General features: G+C 43.9%; 18 protein-coding genes. 2 read left to right on the top strand and 16 right to left on the bottom strand.

Annotated features, from left to right (window positions below; translation table 11 throughout):
* Positions 1-112: 112 nt before the first annotated feature.
* From whiA to M1F74_RS03360, 9 genes are all read right to left on the bottom strand, one after another.
* Positions 113-1,024, bottom strand: a complete 912-nt coding sequence (whiA, locus tag M1F74_RS03400; RefSeq protein ID WP_000011266.1) for a DNA-binding protein WhiA — start codon at positions 1,022-1,024, stop codon at positions 113-115.
* Entirely contained in the window at positions 1,021-1,998 is a 978-nt protein-coding gene (locus M1F74_RS03395; protein ID WP_001231053.1) for a YvcK family protein, read from the bottom strand. The genes whiA and M1F74_RS03395 overlap by 4 nt, the downstream gene beginning before the upstream one ends.
* Positions 1,995-2,885: an RNase adapter RapZ gene (rapZ, locus tag M1F74_RS03390; protein ID WP_000163039.1), complete on the bottom strand. Its 891-nt coding sequence runs from the start codon at positions 2,883-2,885 to the stop codon at positions 1,995-1,997. The genes M1F74_RS03395 and rapZ overlap by 4 nt, the downstream gene beginning before the upstream one ends.
* A gap of 51 nt (positions 2,886-2,936) precedes the next feature.
* Positions 2,937-3,317: a RidA family protein gene (locus M1F74_RS03385; RefSeq protein WP_247946282.1), complete on the bottom strand. Its 381-nt coding sequence runs from the start codon at positions 3,315-3,317 to the stop codon at positions 2,937-2,939.
* Between the two features lie 9 nt (positions 3,318-3,326).
* Entirely contained in the window at positions 3,327-3,914 is a 588-nt protein-coding gene (gene yihA, locus M1F74_RS03380) for a ribosome biogenesis GTP-binding protein YihA/YsxC (protein WP_000405196.1), read from the bottom strand.
* A gap of 8 nt (positions 3,915-3,922) precedes the next feature.
* A complete protein-coding gene (gene clpX / locus M1F74_RS03375; protein ID WP_002874765.1) occupies positions 3,923-5,155 on the bottom strand; it encodes an ATP-dependent Clp protease ATP-binding subunit ClpX in 1,233 nt (410 codons plus the stop codon).
* Positions 5,156-5,356: 201 nt separating this feature from the next.
* Complete coding sequence (locus M1F74_RS03370) at positions 5,357-5,863, bottom strand: dihydrofolate reductase (protein WP_033606214.1); 507 nt, start codon at positions 5,861-5,863, stop codon at positions 5,357-5,359.
* A gap of 118 nt (positions 5,864-5,981) precedes the next feature.
* Positions 5,982-6,656, bottom strand: a complete 675-nt coding sequence (gene cmk, locus M1F74_RS03365) for a (d)CMP kinase (protein WP_000849406.1) — start codon at positions 6,654-6,656, stop codon at positions 5,982-5,984.
* Between the two features lie 9 nt (positions 6,657-6,665).
* A complete protein-coding gene (locus tag M1F74_RS03360) occupies positions 6,666-7,172 on the bottom strand; it encodes an SAG1386/EF1546 family surface-associated protein (protein WP_001040924.1) in 507 nt (168 codons plus the stop codon).
* Positions 7,173-7,217: 45 nt separating this feature from the next.
* Between M1F74_RS03360 and M1F74_RS03355 the strand changes: the two genes are divergently transcribed.
* The gene (locus tag M1F74_RS03355) at positions 7,218-7,421 is read left to right on the top strand and encodes a ferredoxin (RefSeq protein WP_247946281.1); all 204 of its coding nucleotides are present in this window, start codon (positions 7,218-7,220) and stop codon (positions 7,419-7,421) included.
* 82 nt (positions 7,422-7,503) lie between these two features.
* Here M1F74_RS03355 and M1F74_RS03350 read toward each other — a convergent pair whose 3' ends face one another.
* The 7 genes from M1F74_RS03350 to M1F74_RS03320 all read right to left on the bottom strand — a co-directional run bounded on the left by M1F74_RS03350 (position 7,504) and on the right by M1F74_RS03320 (position 14,809).
* Complete coding sequence (locus M1F74_RS03350; RefSeq protein WP_247946280.1) at positions 7,504-8,466, bottom strand: glycosyltransferase family 2 protein; 963 nt, start codon at positions 8,464-8,466, stop codon at positions 7,504-7,506.
* Between the two features lie 4 nt (positions 8,467-8,470).
* The gene (galE, locus tag M1F74_RS03345; RefSeq protein WP_033584440.1) at positions 8,471-9,490 is read right to left on the bottom strand and encodes a UDP-glucose 4-epimerase GalE; all 1,020 of its coding nucleotides are present in this window, start codon (positions 9,488-9,490) and stop codon (positions 8,471-8,473) included.
* Positions 9,469-9,783, bottom strand: a complete 315-nt coding sequence (locus M1F74_RS03340) for a hypothetical protein (RefSeq protein ID WP_247946279.1) — start codon at positions 9,781-9,783, stop codon at positions 9,469-9,471. Before M1F74_RS03340 ends, galE begins: the two co-directional genes overlap by 22 nt.
* A 6-nt stretch (positions 9,784-9,789) precedes the next feature.
* On the bottom strand, positions 9,790-10,893 hold the full coding sequence (locus M1F74_RS03335) for an NAD(P)/FAD-dependent oxidoreductase (RefSeq protein WP_247946278.1): 1,104 nt from the start codon (positions 10,891-10,893) through the stop codon (positions 9,790-9,792).
* 16 nt (positions 10,894-10,909) lie between these two features.
* A complete protein-coding gene (locus tag M1F74_RS03330) occupies positions 10,910-11,707 on the bottom strand; it encodes a Nif3-like dinuclear metal center hexameric protein (RefSeq protein ID WP_247946277.1) in 798 nt (265 codons plus the stop codon).
* Positions 11,694-12,371, bottom strand: a complete 678-nt coding sequence (locus M1F74_RS03325) for a tRNA (adenine(22)-N(1))-methyltransferase (protein ID WP_247946276.1) — start codon at positions 12,369-12,371, stop codon at positions 11,694-11,696. Before M1F74_RS03325 ends, M1F74_RS03330 begins: the two co-directional genes overlap by 14 nt.
* A 101-nt stretch (positions 12,372-12,472) precedes the next feature.
* Positions 12,473-14,809: a cation-translocating P-type ATPase gene (locus M1F74_RS03320; protein WP_247946275.1), complete on the bottom strand. Its 2,337-nt coding sequence runs from the start codon at positions 14,807-14,809 to the stop codon at positions 12,473-12,475.
* 132 nt (positions 14,810-14,941) lie between these two features.
* Between M1F74_RS03320 and M1F74_RS03315 the strand changes: the two genes are divergently transcribed.
* Positions 14,942-15,691 (top strand): lysophospholipid acyltransferase family protein, encoded by a 750-nt coding sequence (locus tag M1F74_RS03315; protein WP_247946274.1) that lies wholly within the window; start codon positions 14,942-14,944, stop codon positions 15,689-15,691.
* The last annotated feature ends 13 nt before the right edge of the window (positions 15,692-15,704 follow it).

Raw genomic sequence — 15,704 nt, 5'->3', positions numbered from 1 at the left:
AACTATTTTCATATCCCTAGAATTCAAAGTATGAGCACACCCTTCTTTTTATCAAATTTGTACCCGTAAGCACATATAGAAGTTAGAAATCCGCTTATCTTATGTTCTCTCTTCATAACTCATCTGCGATCTTGTTTATTTTTCTTAGTCTGTGGTTGACACCACTTTTGGTTAGGGGATTGCTCAGGCTATCTGCCAACTGCTGGATAGAGTAGTCTGGATGCTGAATCCGCAACTGCGCTACCTCTTGCAAATCCACGGGTAAATTTTCCAAACCCATTCTATCTTTGATTTTACTGATATTGTTGATAGTCTTCATACTAGCAGAAACCGTTCGAGCGATATTGGCTGTTTCAGCGTTATTGGCTCGATTGAGATCATTACGGGTTTCACGCAAAATCTTGACGCGCTCAAAATTATCACGCGCCTGCATGGCCCCAATCACAATCAAGAAATCCATAATGTCTTCTGCCCGCTGGAGATAGGTAACTGCACCTTTCTTTCGCTCAATAACCTTAGCGTCCAGCAAAAACTGCTGGAGGAGAGAGGCCAATCCTTGTGCATGGTCCAGATAAACGGAACTAATCTCCAACTGATACTTACCAGACTCCGGATCTCGGATGCTACCATTTGCCAGAAAGGCCCCACATAAGTAAGCACGACCAGCTTCTTCATCTGCTAAGATATCGGGATCAATACCCGTCTCCAAACCAAAGAAGGAATCCGCAAGCCGCAAATCAGCCAAAAGCTCCTGCACCCTCTCATCGGTATAGACCGTGTAGACACGATTCTTGCGAAGATTGCTTCTCTGATGGTGACGAATTTCTGACTTGATGTCATAAAAATGGAGAAAAGACTCATAAAGATGACGAGCTAACTTGGCATTTTCAGTCACGACGGACAAGGTCAAGCCTGAAGTCGAGAGACCGATACTGCCAGACATCTTGATAATGGCAGACAATTCATGACGACTGAGATGATGTTGACCAAGAATTTCCTCTTTTACTGCAACTGTAAAACTCATTTTCTCACCTGTATGATGCGCATCAATTCATCTACAATCAAATCGCCATCATGGAAGGCTCCTCCATTTTCCAAACGAAGGAAGTTGGATGAAATCACACGAGGAACCTGCTTGCAAAGACCAGCAAAGTCATGCTCTACCTGAACCAAATACTCATCAAAACGGTTGGTATCCATGTATTCTCTAGGAACCTTTTCGATATTAACCAAGACCGTATCAATAAATGGCCGACCTAAGTGTCGATGGAGGACTTCCACGTGGTCACTGTCTGAAAAGTGCTCTGTTTCCCCACGCTGGGTCATGATATTGCAGACATAGGCGATCTCTGCCTTGGTCTCCAAGAGAGCCTGCCCAATCTCCTCGATGACAATATTGGGCAAAATCGATGTAAAGAGGGAACCAGGCCCCAAGACGATCATATCACTCTCTAGGATAGTATTGACTACTCGACGGCTGGCTTGCGGTGTTTCATCATCCAAGGTATTGGTCACATAGACATGGTCAATCATGCCCGGATGATCTGCAATGTGGCTCTCACCTGCCACCTCAGAACCGTCTTTAAAGACTGCATGCAGTGTCAAAGGCTGATCGCTTGAGGGGTAGATTTTTCCTGTTGTGTGGAAAAAGAGACTTAGCAGCTGCATGGCATTGTAAGTGGACCCTTGCATTTCAGAAAGTCCTGCTATAATGATATTTCCTAGAGGATGACCTGCAAAAGCACCAGCGTCTTCTGAAAAGCGGTACTGAAAAACCTTCTCATAAAATTTAGGCATATCCGACATGGCTACCAGAACATTGCGAAGATCTCCTGGTGGTGTCAGCTGTTGGATATTCTTTCTTAGTTCACCAGAAGAGCCACCATCATCAGCTACCGTTACGATGGCTGCGATATCAACATCCTTTTCTCGCAAGCTTTTCAAAATGACGGGGATACCTGTTCCTCCACCAATTACCGTTATCTTTGGTTTTCTCATGAACGGTTTACCGTTTCCTTTCTTCTGTCTTTGTCACGATGGCTTTCATTGACAGGCCAGTTTTTAGCAAGGTCCTCAGCGATTCGTTTTGCAAAGGCAACACTACGGTGTTGTCCACCTGTACATCCTACTGCAATGGTTAAAACGGACTTGCCTTCTTTTTTGTAACTTGGCAAAATGGGTTCAATCAAAGCGAGTAAGTGCTGATAGAAACTTTCAGACTCTTCATGATTCATCACATAGTCATAAACTGCTTGATCCTCACCTGTCTGATTGCGGAGTTCCGGAAGGTAGTATGGATTTGGCAAAAAGCGCACATCAAAGACCAAGTCTGCATCGATCGGAATACCATACTTGAATCCAAAAGACATGACCTCGATACGGAAAGACTGGGCTTGTTCTTGGTCTGAAAATTGCTCAGCAATGGTTTTACGAAGTTCACGCGGAGTGAGTTCTGTCGTATCCACCACATTTTGACTCATGTTTTTCAAAGGTGCCAAAAGTTCACGTTCCAGCTTGATGCCATCTAAAATTCGACCATCTGCTGCTAGAGGGTGACTTCGTCTAGTTTCCTTATAGCGTGCCACCAATTCCTTATCTGCTGCGTCTAAAAAGAGGATTTTGAAGTCCAAATCATCTTGGTTTTCCAATTCATCCAAAACGGCCTGAATCTCTGAAAAGAAGGAACGGCTCCGCATATCCACCACCAGGGCTAACTTATGGTCATCATCCTTGGTCTCTACCAACTGCAAGAACTTTGGCAAGAGGGCTGGTGGCATATTGTCAATAGTGAAATATCCCAAATCCTCGAAGGACTGAATGGCTACTGTTTTCCCTGCGCCACTCATCCCTGTTACAATTACCAGGTGAAGTTGTTTCTTTGTCATCTATCTCTCCTTATATCAAAAAAAGTTTGGCAGAGCCAAACTTCAACTAGCTTATCCAATCTCTGCGATCACTTCAATTTCGACTTTTACATCACGAGGAAGACGCGCAACCTCTACAGCTGAACGAGCTGGAAATTCCTCTTTAAAGGCAGTCTGGTAAACCTCGTTAAAAGGAACAAAGTCGTTCATATCAGTCAAGAAGCACGTTGTTTTGACAACGTGATCAAAGTCCGTTCCTGCTTCTGCTAAAATAGCACCAATGTTTTTCAAGACTTGTTCTGTCTGTTCTTGGATCGTTTCTCCTACAATTTCTCCAGTTTCAGGAGATAGGGGAACTTGACCGCTCGCAAACAAAAGATTGCCAACGATTTTCCCTTGAACATAGGGTCCGATTGCTTTTGGAGCCTTGTCTGTATGAATTGTCTTTGCCATTTCTTTCCCTCACAATTTTTCTAAAATAGCATCCCAAGCCTGATCCATCCCAGCCTTGCTGACAGATGAAAAGAGGATGAAGTCGTCACTTGGGTCAAAGTTTAATTTCTTTTTGATTGCTGATTCATGCTTGTTCCACTTACCACGGGGAATCTTGTCTGCCTTGGTCGCAACGATGATAACCGGAATCTCATAATACTTGAGAAATTCATACATCTGTACATCATCTGCTGACGGGTCGTGGCGGAGATCCACCAAACTGACAACCGCACGGAGATTTTCCCTAGTCGTCAGGTACTCCTCAATCATGCGCCCCCATTTTTCACGTTCCTTTTTGGAAACGCGGGCATAGCCATAACCTGGTACATCCACAAAACGCATCTTGTCATCAATGTTGAAGAAGTTGAGCAACTGAGTTTTACCAGGTTTTCCTGATGTACGAGCTAGATTCTTGCGGTTCAGCATGGTGTTGATAAAGCTAGATTTGCCAACATTTGAACGTCCTGCAAGGGCAATCTCTGGCAGGTCATCCTGCGGATAGTGGGACTTGTTTGCCGCACTGAGCAAGATTTCAGCATTGTGTGTATTGATTTCCATAGTCACCTCTAGGCTGTTTCTAGGATTGGTTTTTCCGTTCCATCGACAGCTTCTTTCGTGATGCGGACCAATTTCACATTTTCCTGACTTGGCACTTCAAACATAACATCTAGCATGGTTTCTTCGATGATTGAGCGAAGACCACGAGCACCAGTTTTGCGTTCGATAGCCTTATTGGCGATTTCCTGAAGGGCTTCATCGTCAAATTCCAACTCAACGTCATCATAAGAAAGCAAGGTTTGGTATTGTTTAACCAAGGCATTTCTTGGTTCTTTCAAGATACGAACCAAATCATCGACCGTCAATTGCTCAAGAGCAGCAAAGACAGGCAAACGTCCAATCAACTCTGGAATAATACCGAATTTTTGAATATCTTCCGCGATGATTTCTTGCATGTAGGAGCTGTTTTCGTCAATCGCCTTGTTATTTTGACCAAAACCGATAACTTTTTCTCCCAGACGTTGTTTAACGATTTCTTCGATGCCATCAAAGGCACCACCCACGATGAAGAGGATATTTTTAGTATCCACCTGAATCATCTCTTGTTGTGGATGTTTGCGTCCTCCTTGAGGCGGTACGCTAGCGACAGTTCCCTCGATAATCTTGAGAAGGGCTTGTTGTACCCCTTCGCCCGAAACGTCACGTGTGATAGACACATTCTCGCTCTTCTTGGCAATCTTGTCAATTTCATCCACGTAGATAATCCCACGCTCTGCACGTTCGATGTTAAAGTCAGCAGCCTGCAAGAGTTTGAGGAGGATATTTTCCACATCCTCACCTACATACCCAGCCTCAGTCAGAGCTGTCGCATCTGCAATAGCAAAAGGCACGTTCAAGCTCTTAGCCAAAGTCTGAGCCAAGAAAGTTTTTCCTGAACCCGTTGGACCAATCATCAAGATGTTTGACTTCTGCAAATCCACATCTTCTGACTCTTCACGTGTATCGTGGAAATTGATGCGTTTGTAGTGATTGTATACAGCCACTGCCAAGGCACGTTTGGCACGATCTTGACCAATCACATAGTGGTTTAAGATATTGAGGAGTTCGATTGGTTTTGGTACTTCAGACAAGTCTGCCAAAACTTCCTCGGCCAACTCCTCCCGAATGATTTCCTGGGCCAACTCCACACATTCATTACAGATAAAAGCGTTGTTCCCAGCGATTATTTTCTTTACTTCTTCTTGGCTTTTGCCACAAAATGAGCAATAAACCATCATATCATTTTTCCTATTTGTAGGCATGATTTCCTTCCATTCTAATTTATCATTCTATCTAAAATAAGTTCATGTAAAAAGCATGAATACTGTTTACCAGATTGGTAAAGGCATTCAACCAGAGTAAGGCAGACAGTCCATAGCGCTTCTTACGAAAAGCCTGTGCTCCAGTCAAGATACAGATTACACACAAAAAAGCTGTGAAAAATCCAAATATACTGCGCTCCATTAGACTTCCTTTCTATCTCGGTATTCGATGGTAAAATCATAGTCGTTTTTCTCATCTCGGGTGTAAGATTTGCTTGCGACCGTCTCAAAACGAGACAAGTCAAACGCCTCAGGGAAATAGGTATCTCCCTCTATCTGAGCATGAATCTGTGTCACGATGATTTCATCTAAATACGGCTCAAAAGCCTGAAAAATCTGTTTTCCGCCAATGATATAGAGATTTTTTTCCTGACTCTGATACCACGCTAAAACAGACTCCACATCTTGAAATACGAGCGCCCCATCTATGACTTCTTCGCTATTGCGCGTTAAAATCAGGGTTTGCCGTTTTGGAAGCAGACGACGTCCCATTCCATCAAAGGTCACTCGCCCCATCAGTATGGCATGATTTAAAGTTGTTTCCTTAAAATGTTGCAACTCTGCCGGCAAATGCCAAGGGAGACGATTTTCCTTCCCAATCACACCTTTTTCATCCTGGGCCCAAATGGCTATGATTTTCTTTGTCATGCTTCCGTCCTTTTTATTGATATTACTATTTTATCAAAATTCTCCCAAAAAGGCTGTTTTGAAACGCGCGCAAAAGAGAGAAAAGGAGCAGGCTTCATTTAGCCTGCTCCTCTCGTCCCTAGGACATATATTTTTTTGCTTCTGATTCGATTTTTTCGACCACTTCCTGGATACTTAGTCCAGTTGTGTCAAGGTAAACTGCATCCTCAGCCTGTTTGAGAGGTGAGGTTTCACGATGACTATCCTTGTAGTCACGCGCAGCAATCTCTTCTTTCAGCGTTTCAAGGTCTGTTTCAATCCCTTTAGCAATATTTTCCTTGTAACGACGTTCTGCTCTTTCTTCAACAGAAGCCACTAGGAAAATCTTGAGTTCAGCTTGTGGTAAAACAACTGTCCCGATATCACGGCCATCCATGACGATACCACCTTGCTGGGCAATCTCTTGCTGAAGAGAAACCAGTTTCTCACGCACCTCAGGAATGGCAGCAATGCTTGAAACCTTGTTGGTCACTTCATTTTCACGAATAGGATGAGTGATATCCACATCCCCTACAAAAACAAGTTGTTCGCCTGTTTCTGAACGTCCAAAACTAATGGGGTGTTGGTTAAGAAGCTCAAGAAGTTGGTCTACATTTCCTGCATCCAACTGGTGCTTAAGCGCTATATAAGTCGCAGCACGGTACATAGCACCCGTATCGAGATAAGTGTAACCAAAATCTTTAGCGACAATCTTTGCAACCGTACTCTTACCACTGGAAGCTGGACCATCAATAGCAATTTGAATTGTCTTCATTCCCGACTCCTATCTTGTCTTAATCACATCACCTGGGTTGGCAAACCAAGATCCAGATGACATGTGAGAAGGATTTAGGGCTTCTAATTGAGCAATGGAAATCCCTGCACGTTGAGCAAGAGCTGCCTCACCCTCTCCAGGATGCACAGTGAGTGTTCCTTCTCCTTCTGTGTGCTCTTCTGAACTGCTCTCTGAAGGAGTTGTTTCAGAAGAAGATGTTTCCTCTACCTTGCTACTTGAAGATGACGATGCTTCTACTTTAGAACTTGAACTTGTAGAAGGAGACGATGTATCATAGAAGTCCTTCAAAGATGAAGTACGATTGCTTCCTCCGGTTGATAAGTAAATCAATACAACCACCATCGCTACAACGATCACAAAGAAGAGGCTAGCTAGAACTGTTAAGACACGATTCGCAACAGCGCCTTTTCCTTTTTGTTTACGGCGACGACGCTCTGATCTTGATTCTTCCTCACTATTTTCATAGATATCTTCTTGCCATGGTTCCTTTGCCATACCTTACTCCTTGTATTTTTTAAACTTTCTTATTACAATATAAATATGAAACTCACACTTATACCTGAACGGTGCATCGCCTGCGGGCTTTGCCAAACCTATTCTGAACTCTTTGATTACCATGATAATGGAATCGTTCGATTTTGCGATGATCCAGTTGAATTGCAAAGAGAAATCGCTGAGAACAGCGATGTTCTGGAGGCCATCAAAAATTGTCCTACACGTGCACTTCTAAAAGCTCCATCATAGTTTAAAAGGGAGATTGATTTTGTAGATTCTCTTTATCACTTTAATCCCTTCACCTACTAGTTTAGCATATTTCTAGGTAAAATTATAGTCTTTTCCGGTTATTTTTTCCTTCAAAAATAGAAAGATCACTTTTTTCTTTGATGAGGTAGAGTGGTCTTTTTTTGGTTTCTAGATAGATCTTACTGATATACTTGCCCAGAATTCCAATGGTCAGAAGTTGAATCCCCCCAAGAAAGAGAATGACAGCCATCAGAGAGGTCCAGCCAGATGTTGGATTTCCCAAGATAAGAGTCCGAAACACTACAAAAACAGTCATCATAAAAGAAATAAAACAAGATAGGAGTCCCGCTACAAATGCTATACTCAAGGGGAAATCTGAAAAATTGAGAATCCCTTCAATCGAGTAGAAAAAGAGCTGTCTAAAACTCCAACTGGTCTTGCCAGCCTGTCGTTCAACGTTTGGATAATCAAGATAGTGCGTTTTAAAGCCCACCCAGGCAAAGAGCCCTTTAGAGAACCGATTGGACTCGGTCAGGGTTAAAATAGCATCTACCACAGACCTTCTCATCATGCGAAAATCACGGACACCCGAGGGCAGAGCTACTGGGCTGATTTTTTGCATGAGGCGGTAAAAGAGATCAGCACAGAAGCTACGAAAGAAGGGTTCTCCCTCCCGACTGGTTCTCCGTGTACCAACACAGTCTAAGTCTGCATTCTGGTCTAGTAAGGCTTTCATCTCAAGTAGCATACCGGGAGGGTCCTGGAGGTCTGCATCCATCACGACCACCAGGTCCCCAGTTGCATGCTGCAAGCCTGCATACAGAGCTGCCTCCTTCCCAAAATTTCGCGAGAAAGAGATATAATGCACCGCAGGATTTTGCTCCCGATAAGCCTTCAAAAGAGCTAAGGTCCCATCGCTTGAGCCATCGTCTATAAAGACATACTCGACCTCTGCTCCCAGGTCAGGAAGCAAATCTTCAACAGACTGATAAAAAAGAGGAAGTACTTCCTCTTCATTTAAACAGGGGACAATGATCGAAATCATTATCTTAATCTTCAAATCCGTTTGGATGCTTACTTTGCCAACGCCATGCGTCTTCACACATTTTCGTGATATCAAATTCTGCTTCCCATCCGAGTTCTGCTTTGGCTTTTGCAGGATCTGAATAGCAGGCAGCGATGTCTCCTGGGCGGCGTTCTACGATGCGGTAAGGAATTGGATGTCCCACTGCTTTTTCCATATTTTGAATAATTTCAAGAACAGAGTAGCCTTTGCCTGTTCCAAGGTTATAAATGTTAAGGCCAGACCCCTTTTGGATTTTTTGAAGAGCTGCAACGTGACCTTTGGCTAGGTCTACGACGTGGATATAGTCACGAACACCAGTTCCATCTTCCGTATCGTAATCGTCTCCGAAGACTTGTACTTGCTCTAATTTTCCAACAGCTACCTGAGTCACATATGGTAAGAGGTTGTTTGGGATACCGTTTGGATTTTCCCCTAAATCTCCACTCTCATGTGCTCCGATTGGGTTAAAGTAGCGAAGCAAGACCACATTCCATTCTGAGTCTGCTTTGTAGATATCGGTCAAGATTTCTTCTAGCATGAGTTTGGTACGACCGTAAGGGTTGGTCACTGAAAGTGGGAAATCTTCTAAGATTGGAACTGTGTGAGGATCTCCGTAAACTGTCGCAGAAGAGCTGAAGATGATATTCTTACAGTTTGCTTCTTCCATAACTTTTAAAAGACTAAGAGTTCCAGCGATATTGTTGTCATAGTAGGCAAGAGGGATACGTGTTGATTCACCTACAGCCTTCAAACCAGCAAAGTGAATCACACCTGTTGGCTCTTCTTGCTTGAAAATATCTCTGAGAGTATCTGTATCACGGATATCTGCCTCATAGAAAGGAATTTCAACTCCTGTGATTCTTTCAACAACTTCTAAACTTTTACGGTTGCTGTTGACAAGGTTATCCACTACAACCACTTGATGACCTGCTTGGATCAATTCAATAACAGTGTGGGTTCCGATAAAACCAGCACCACCAGTTACCAAAATTTTTTCTTGCATCTTTTTTCCTCGATTCTCGAATTATTTTTTCTTATTTTACCATTTTTGGTAGGGAATGTCATTTGCCATCCTAGAGGGGAGACTAAAATTTTAGTAAAATGCTTATACTCTTCGAAAATCTCTTCAAACAATGTCAGCTTCGCCTTACCGTGGGTATGGTTACTGACTTCGTCAGTTCGATCCACAACCTCAAAACAGTGTTTTGAGCTGACTTCATCAGTTCTATCTACAACCTCAAAGCCATGCTTTGAGCAGCCTGTGGCTAGCTTCCTAGTTTGCTCTTTGATTTTCATTGAGTATTATTCGCTTTTTACTCGTTTGACATAGTTTTCAATTGGATAGTTTACTGGGTCCAGAGTCAATTCCTTGTCTTGGATCAGTTGAGCTAAATGGTAACCAATGATAGGGCCGGTTGTGAGGCCTGATGAACCTAGACCACTAGCCGCATAGACACCTGCTAAGCCTGGCACCTGTCCAAAGAAAGGGGAGAAATCACTGGTATAGGCACGGATTCCCACACGCTCAGCTCTTGAAGTCGCTTTAGCTAAGGCTGGATAGTGAGGTAAGGCTGCCTCCTCCATTTGTTGGAGCAAGGTTTCATCTACTGTCAAATCAAATCCCATATCATTTTCGTGGGTAGCGCCCAAGGACAATTTCCCACCTTCAAAAGGGATCAAATCCCACTCCCCTTCTGGCATGACAACAGGGTAAGATTTCATATCTTGGCTAAGTTGATAATCTCGGAGTTGCCCCTTTTGGGGACGAACATCTACCTCATATCCTAAAGGCTCCAAAATGTCCCCCAACCAAGCTCCTGTCGCCAAAATAACCTGATCAAACATCTCTTCACCAATCTGGTAACCTGATGCTAAAGGTATCAGACTCACTTTTTCTTTGACCAACTTGACCTGACTGGCTTCTAGCAAACGAGTCACTAAGAGCTGGCCATCTACTCTCGCCCCACCAGAAGCATAGAGCAGGTGGTCAAATCCCTGCAAACCAGGAAATAATTCATTAGCTGAGGCTTGGTCCAGAATAGCTAACTGGCCTATCAAGGGAGATTCTTCTCTGCGCTGGAGGGCTAGTTCATAGAGTTCTTCCAACTTGGATTCGTCCTTTTTCAAGAGAAAAACTCCTGAGCGTTGGTAAAAGTCGATTTTCTGACCATACTTTTCTAAATCAGCCAATAAATCCACATAAAAGTCAGCTCCCAAGCGCGCCATCTTGTACCAAGCTTTATTGCGTCGTTTGGAAAACCAAGGACTGATAATTCCCGCTGCTGCCTTGGTAGCCTGCCCCTGCCCATGGTCAAAGACGGTTACCTCAAGGTCACTTTCTTTCGAGAGGTAGTAGGCAACTGTTGCCCCCACAATCCCTGCTCCAATAATGGCAACTTTTTTCATTGTCTTCACTTCCTAACTAGATATGGTGGAAAGGATTGGTCGATGCTTGACTAGGCAAAATCTCAATAGGCCAGCCCCTTTCTGCCTTCCATTGGGCAAGGAGCGCAGTAATTTTTTCGACAAAAAGGATTTCGATATAGTGGCCCGGGTCCAGCGCCAACAAGCCATCAGACAACATATCCTGTGCTGTATGGTAGTAGATATCACCAGTAATATAGACATCTGCCCCCTTTGCCAAAGCATCAGGATAGAAAGACTGACCACTGCCACCACAAATGGCCACTCTTGAAATGGGCTTCTGCAAATCACTCTCTTGATAATGCATCATGCGAAGACTATCTAGACCAAAGACTTGTTTGACATGTTGGGCCAATTCCCCAAATGTCTGAGTTTGAATATTTCCAATCCGCCCAATCCCACGCTCTGGGCCTGTTTCCTGCAGATAAGTCGTTTCCTCAATGCCTAGCATCTGGCAGAACCAGTCATTGAGGCCATTTTCAACGATGTCAATATTGGTATGGCTGACATAAACTGCGATGTCATGCTTGATCAGGTCGATGTAAATCTGATTTTGCGGACGGCTAGCTACCAAGTCCTTGATCGGACGGAAAATCGGCGCGTGCTTAACGATAATCAAGTTCACACCCTTTTCAATGGCCTCTGCCACCGTCTCTTCACGTATATCGAGAGCCACCATGACTCTTTGTATCTCCTTGTCTATAGTTCCAATTTGCAGGCCACGACTGTCTCCCTCCATTGAAAATTCCTGAGGGCAAAAGCCTTCATAAGCTTGTATTACTTCACTTGCTAGCATAGAGCACCTCCTTGATGGCTTGAATTTTATCTACTAAAACTTGACGTTCCTCCATATTTTTTTCTGGGATTTGACTAAGAGCAAATTCTAACTTAGCAGCTTCTTTTTGCCATTTTTGGACAAAAACTGGACTGAATTCTTTGGACAAGATAGGTCCAAAGCGAATATCACTTGCTGATAGCTTCATTTGTCCTGCTTCCACCACCAAAATCTCATAAAACTTACCAGCTTCTTCTAGAATGCTTTCATCCACAATTTGGAAACCGTGGTCTTGCAACCAGATACGCAAGTCGTCTTCACGATTATTGGGTTGGAGGATCAAACGTTCTACATTAGCTAATTTGTCCAAACCTTCCTCCAAGATAGTAGCAATCAAACGGCCACCCATACCATTAATGGTGATGACCGACACTTGGTCTTCCTCTTCAAAGGCTGCCAAGCCATTGGCTAAACGAACCTGGATTTTCTCCTTTAGACCGTGAGCCTCAACATTTTTAACCGCAGACTGGTAAGGACCTTCCACCACTTCCCCTGCAATGGCACCTTCAATTTGGCCTCTCTCGACTAACTCGATAGGCAGATAAGCATGGTCACTCCCCACATCTAGTAAAACGGCCCCCTGTGACACAAAGGACGCCACCAATTCTAATCTCTTTGAAATCATCTTCTCTCACTTTCCAAAACTCTATTACCTCTTATTATACCACATTTCAGCCAGCAATCTTTCCCTTAAAAAGACCGCAATCCACAGATTGCAGTCTTTCTTTATTTTTTCGCTTGGTAACGACTGGTCAAAATGAAAATCACCGTAAAGACCAGCATCATGGCCCCATAAACAGGTAACGTTTGTCCAGTCAAGGTCGAAATTTCAAGCAGTTTTTGAATCATTGGGAAGAGAGCTGTGGCTAGGAAGCCTCCTACTGACCATACAATCAAGAGGACACGCCAGAGAGTAAATGGCATGCAGGCTCTAAATACAGATAAGAAACCAATTGACCCCAAGAGATAATAGAGGAGGGTTGATATTTCTATCTCAGACCAACCTTGACTCGCTCCAAATATTTTCACAAAAAGAACGCTGAACACGACCATGAGTGCACTTGGTAGAGCACGAAGCATGGATCTTCTGAGGAAGTTTGGTTCAACAGGTTTGATATTTCGCTCAAAAGTCAAAACGAATGGTGGAAAACCTTCCACGAACTGGTCGATCATGGTAATCTGAATCGGAATGAAAGGGAAAATCAAAATCCACTCAGACCGTCCCAGAAGAACACTGGCGATACAAATCACCGCTAACAGGAAGGAATAGATGGTCTTAATCAAGAAAATCGGTGCGATATGAGCGATGTTATTGACCACGCGACGGCCTTCAAAGAGAATCTCAGGAACATCATTAAAGTCTGAGTTCAAGAGAACCAGATTAGCAATCTGACGCGTCGCCGGATCTCCTTCAGCCATCACGATAGAACAATCCGCCTCACGAAGGGCCAGGATATCATTGACTCCGTCCCCTGTCATTGCTGTTGTATGCCCTGCCTTTTTCAGGGTTTGGATGATGAGTTTCTTTTGATGAGGGGAAACACGACCAAAAATTGTTGTTCCCTCAGCCATAGCAATCAATTCCTCATCGGAGATTTTCGAGCAATCTACATAGCTGTGATAGTCTGCAAACCCAGCCTTCTGAGCAATGCTGGATACCGTGACTGGATTGTCACCAGAGATAATCTTGAGCCCCACTTCCTGAGAACGGAGATAGTCCAGCGTCTCAGCTGCTCCTTCTCGAATGGGGTCCAAAATCTCCAGCAAGGCCAGGGCTTGAATGTCAGACGGTTTCTGTGGTTTGTGATGATCTAGTTTTTCCTGACTGAGGGCCAAGACCAAGACACGTGAACCTCTCTCTAAAGCCTGTCTGGCTTCTGGGACTTCAGAGTCCAACAACATCTCAGGCGCCCCTAAGAAAACCGTTCCTAGCCCTTCTAATTCCATAGCTCCCCACTTGCGGTCGCTTGAGAAAGGAAGATTCGAGATCGCAGGATAGGCAACCTGTCCTTGGAAACGCTGGCGAATGGCTTGAGCTGTTGGATTTTTATCCTCACTATGAGCGATATAGCTAGTCAAAATGCTGGCAATAGCCTCATCACCATAAGTTTCCGTCAGAGGAAGAAAAGCCTCCACCTGCATCTTTCCTTGGGTGATGGTGCCCGTCTTGTCCAGACAGAGCATATCCACGCGCGCCAAGGTCTCAACAGAGTACATCTCCTGCACTAAAACCTTTTTCAAGCCCAGCTTAATCACCGCAGTCAAGAGCGAAGTAATGGTCAAAAGGGCAATTCCCTTGGGTAACATTCCCAAAAGGGCTGTCGACGAATTTACAACGGATGACTTGAGGGGCAAGCCCTTTAACATCAAGGCTTCTAGCAGGAGAGCTAGACCAAAGGGAATGATAATCTTTCCAGTAAAGCCAGCTAGCTTGTCTAGCGATTTCATGATACGGGAGTTGATCGGTTTCACTGTCTTAGCTTCCAGCATGAGTTTGGCAGCATAATTATCAGCCCCGACATGGTGAACTTGAGCCAAAACCGCGCCACTGGCTAGGAAACTCCCTGACAAGAGCAAGGCATCCACTTCCTTTTGTACTAAATCACTCTCACCCGTCAACATGGCTTCATTGACTTCCGCAAATCCTTCCAGAACCAGGGCATCACTAGGAATCTGCTCCCCAGCAGACAAACGAATGACATCTCCTAGGACCAATTCTTCTGGATCGAGAGCAACTTCTTGACCATCACGGATGGTTTTGACCTTTTCCTTGGTCATGAGATTGAGCTTGTCCACCATATGTTTGGCTCGCAGCTCAGTCACAATCCCAGAAAAAGCGTTAAAGCAAATAACGGCAAAGAAAACCAAATTGCTCCAAGCCTGCACAAAGGCCAGCGCTAGAGCAATAACAAAGTTTAATGCGTTAAAAAGTGTAAAAACATTTCGTTTGAAGATTTGCCAAGTACTGGTACTGGCTGAAGCGGTAAAGTCATTGACCAAACCTTGAGCCTGTCTTTCCTTGACTTCTCTTTGGGTTAATCCCATAATCTTATTTTTATCCATGAATTCTATCATATCATTTTTTTTAAAAGAATTCTAATCCCATCTAAAACTGTTGGTCGATAACTGAAAAAGTTTGCCAGTAGTCTTTTGATAAGGTATAATAATAAAAGCAATACAATCGAAGGAGATCTCATGTTTTATACTTATTTGCGTGGACTAGTCATGCTGATCTTGTGGTCCATCAATGGCAATGCCCACTATCACAATACTGATAAAATCCCTAGCCGAGACGAAAACTATATCCTCGTTGCTCCTCATCGTACTTGGTGGGATCCTGTTTATATGGCCTTTGCGACCAAGCCAAAACAGTTCATCTTTATGGCCAAAAAAGAGCTGTTTACCAACCGCATCTTTGGCTGGTGGATCCGTATGTGCGGCGCCTTTCCTATCGACCGGGAAAATCCTAGCGCTTCTGCCATCAAGTACCCTATCAACGTCCTCAAAAAAAGCGACCGCTCTCTCATCATGTTCCCAAGTGGGAGCCGTCACTCAAACGATGTCAAGGGTGGAGTTGCCTTGATTGCCAAGATGGCCAAAGTCCGTATCATGCCGGTTACCTACACAGGTCCTATGACCTTGAAAGGCTTGGTTAGCCGTGAACGTGTGGATATGAACTTTGGAAATCCTATCGATATCTCAGACATCAAGAAAATGAATGATGAAGGGATTGAAATGGTTGCAGACCGCATCCAAGCTGAATTCCAACGTTTAGACGAAGAAACCAAGCAATGGCACAATGATAAAAAACCAAACCCACTCTGGTGGTTTGTCCGAATCCCTGCCCTCATCCTTGCTGTGGTTGTTGGTATCTTAACAATTATCTTTACCTTTATTGCAAGCTTTATCTGGAATCCAGATAAGAAGAGAGAGTCTCTTGGTTAAAAAATACAATTAT

The sequence above is a fragment of the Streptococcus oralis genome (assembly GCF_023109315.1).
Lineage (GTDB): Bacteria > Bacillota > Bacilli > Lactobacillales > Streptococcaceae > Streptococcus > Streptococcus oralis_BS.
The sequence above is the reverse complement of the archived record's forward strand: the minus strand, read 5'-3'. Positions and strand labels throughout refer to the sequence as shown.

Bases quoted from the DNA above. Each gene is read 5' to 3' on its own strand.
- M1F74_RS03355 (WP_247946281.1), top strand. From the start codon at position 7,218: ATGAAACTCACACTTATACCTGAACGGTGCATCGCCTGCGGGCTTTGC.
- clpX (WP_002874765.1), bottom strand. From the start codon at position 5,155: ATGCCTACAAATAGGAAAAATGATATGATGGTTTATTGCTCATTTTGT.
- M1F74_RS03320 (WP_247946275.1), bottom strand. From the start codon at position 14,809: ATGGATAAAAATAAGATTATGGGATTAACCCAAAGAGAAGTCAAGGAA.
- M1F74_RS03330 (WP_247946277.1), bottom strand. From the start codon at position 11,707: ATGCTAGCAAGTGAAGTAATACAAGCTTATGAAGGCTTTTGCCCTCAG.
- M1F74_RS03325 (WP_247946276.1), bottom strand. From the start codon at position 12,371: ATGATTTCAAAGAGATTAGAATTGGTGGCGTCCTTTGTGTCACAGGGG.
- yihA (WP_000405196.1), bottom strand. From the start codon at position 3,914: ATGGAAATCAATACACACAATGCTGAAATCTTGCTCAGTGCGGCAAAC.
- rapZ (WP_000163039.1), bottom strand. From the start codon at position 2,885: ATGACAAAGAAACAACTTCACCTGGTAATTGTAACAGGGATGAGTGGC.
- M1F74_RS03335 (WP_247946278.1), bottom strand. From the start codon at position 10,893: ATGAAAAAAGTTGCCATTATTGGAGCAGGGATTGTGGGGGCAACAGTT.
- M1F74_RS03340 (WP_247946279.1), bottom strand. From the start codon at position 9,783: ATGAAAATCAAAGAGCAAACTAGGAAGCTAGCCACAGGCTGCTCAAAG.
- cmk (WP_000849406.1), bottom strand. From the start codon at position 6,656: ATGAAGACAATTCAAATTGCTATTGATGGTCCAGCTTCCAGTGGTAAG.
- M1F74_RS03350 (WP_247946280.1), bottom strand. From the start codon at position 8,466: ATGATTTCGATCATTGTCCCCTGTTTAAATGAAGAGGAAGTACTTCCT.
- M1F74_RS03315 (WP_247946274.1), top strand. From the start codon at position 14,942: ATGTTTTATACTTATTTGCGTGGACTAGTCATGCTGATCTTGTGGTCC.
- galE (WP_033584440.1), bottom strand. From the start codon at position 9,490: ATGCAAGAAAAAATTTTGGTAACTGGTGGTGCTGGTTTTATCGGAACC.
- M1F74_RS03395 (WP_001231053.1), bottom strand. From the start codon at position 1,998: ATGAGAAAACCAAAGATAACGGTAATTGGTGGAGGAACAGGTATCCCC.
- whiA (WP_000011266.1), bottom strand. From the start codon at position 1,024: ATGAGTTTTACAGTTGCAGTAAAAGAGGAAATTCTTGGTCAACATCAT.
- M1F74_RS03370 (WP_033606214.1), bottom strand. From the start codon at position 5,863: ATGACAAAGAAAATCATAGCCATTTGGGCCCAGGATGAAAAAGGTGTG.
- M1F74_RS03385 (WP_247946282.1), bottom strand. From the start codon at position 3,317: ATGGCAAAGACAATTCATACAGACAAGGCTCCAAAAGCAATCGGACCC.
- M1F74_RS03360 (WP_001040924.1), bottom strand. From the start codon at position 7,172: ATGGCAAAGGAACCATGGCAAGAAGATATCTATGAAAATAGTGAGGAA.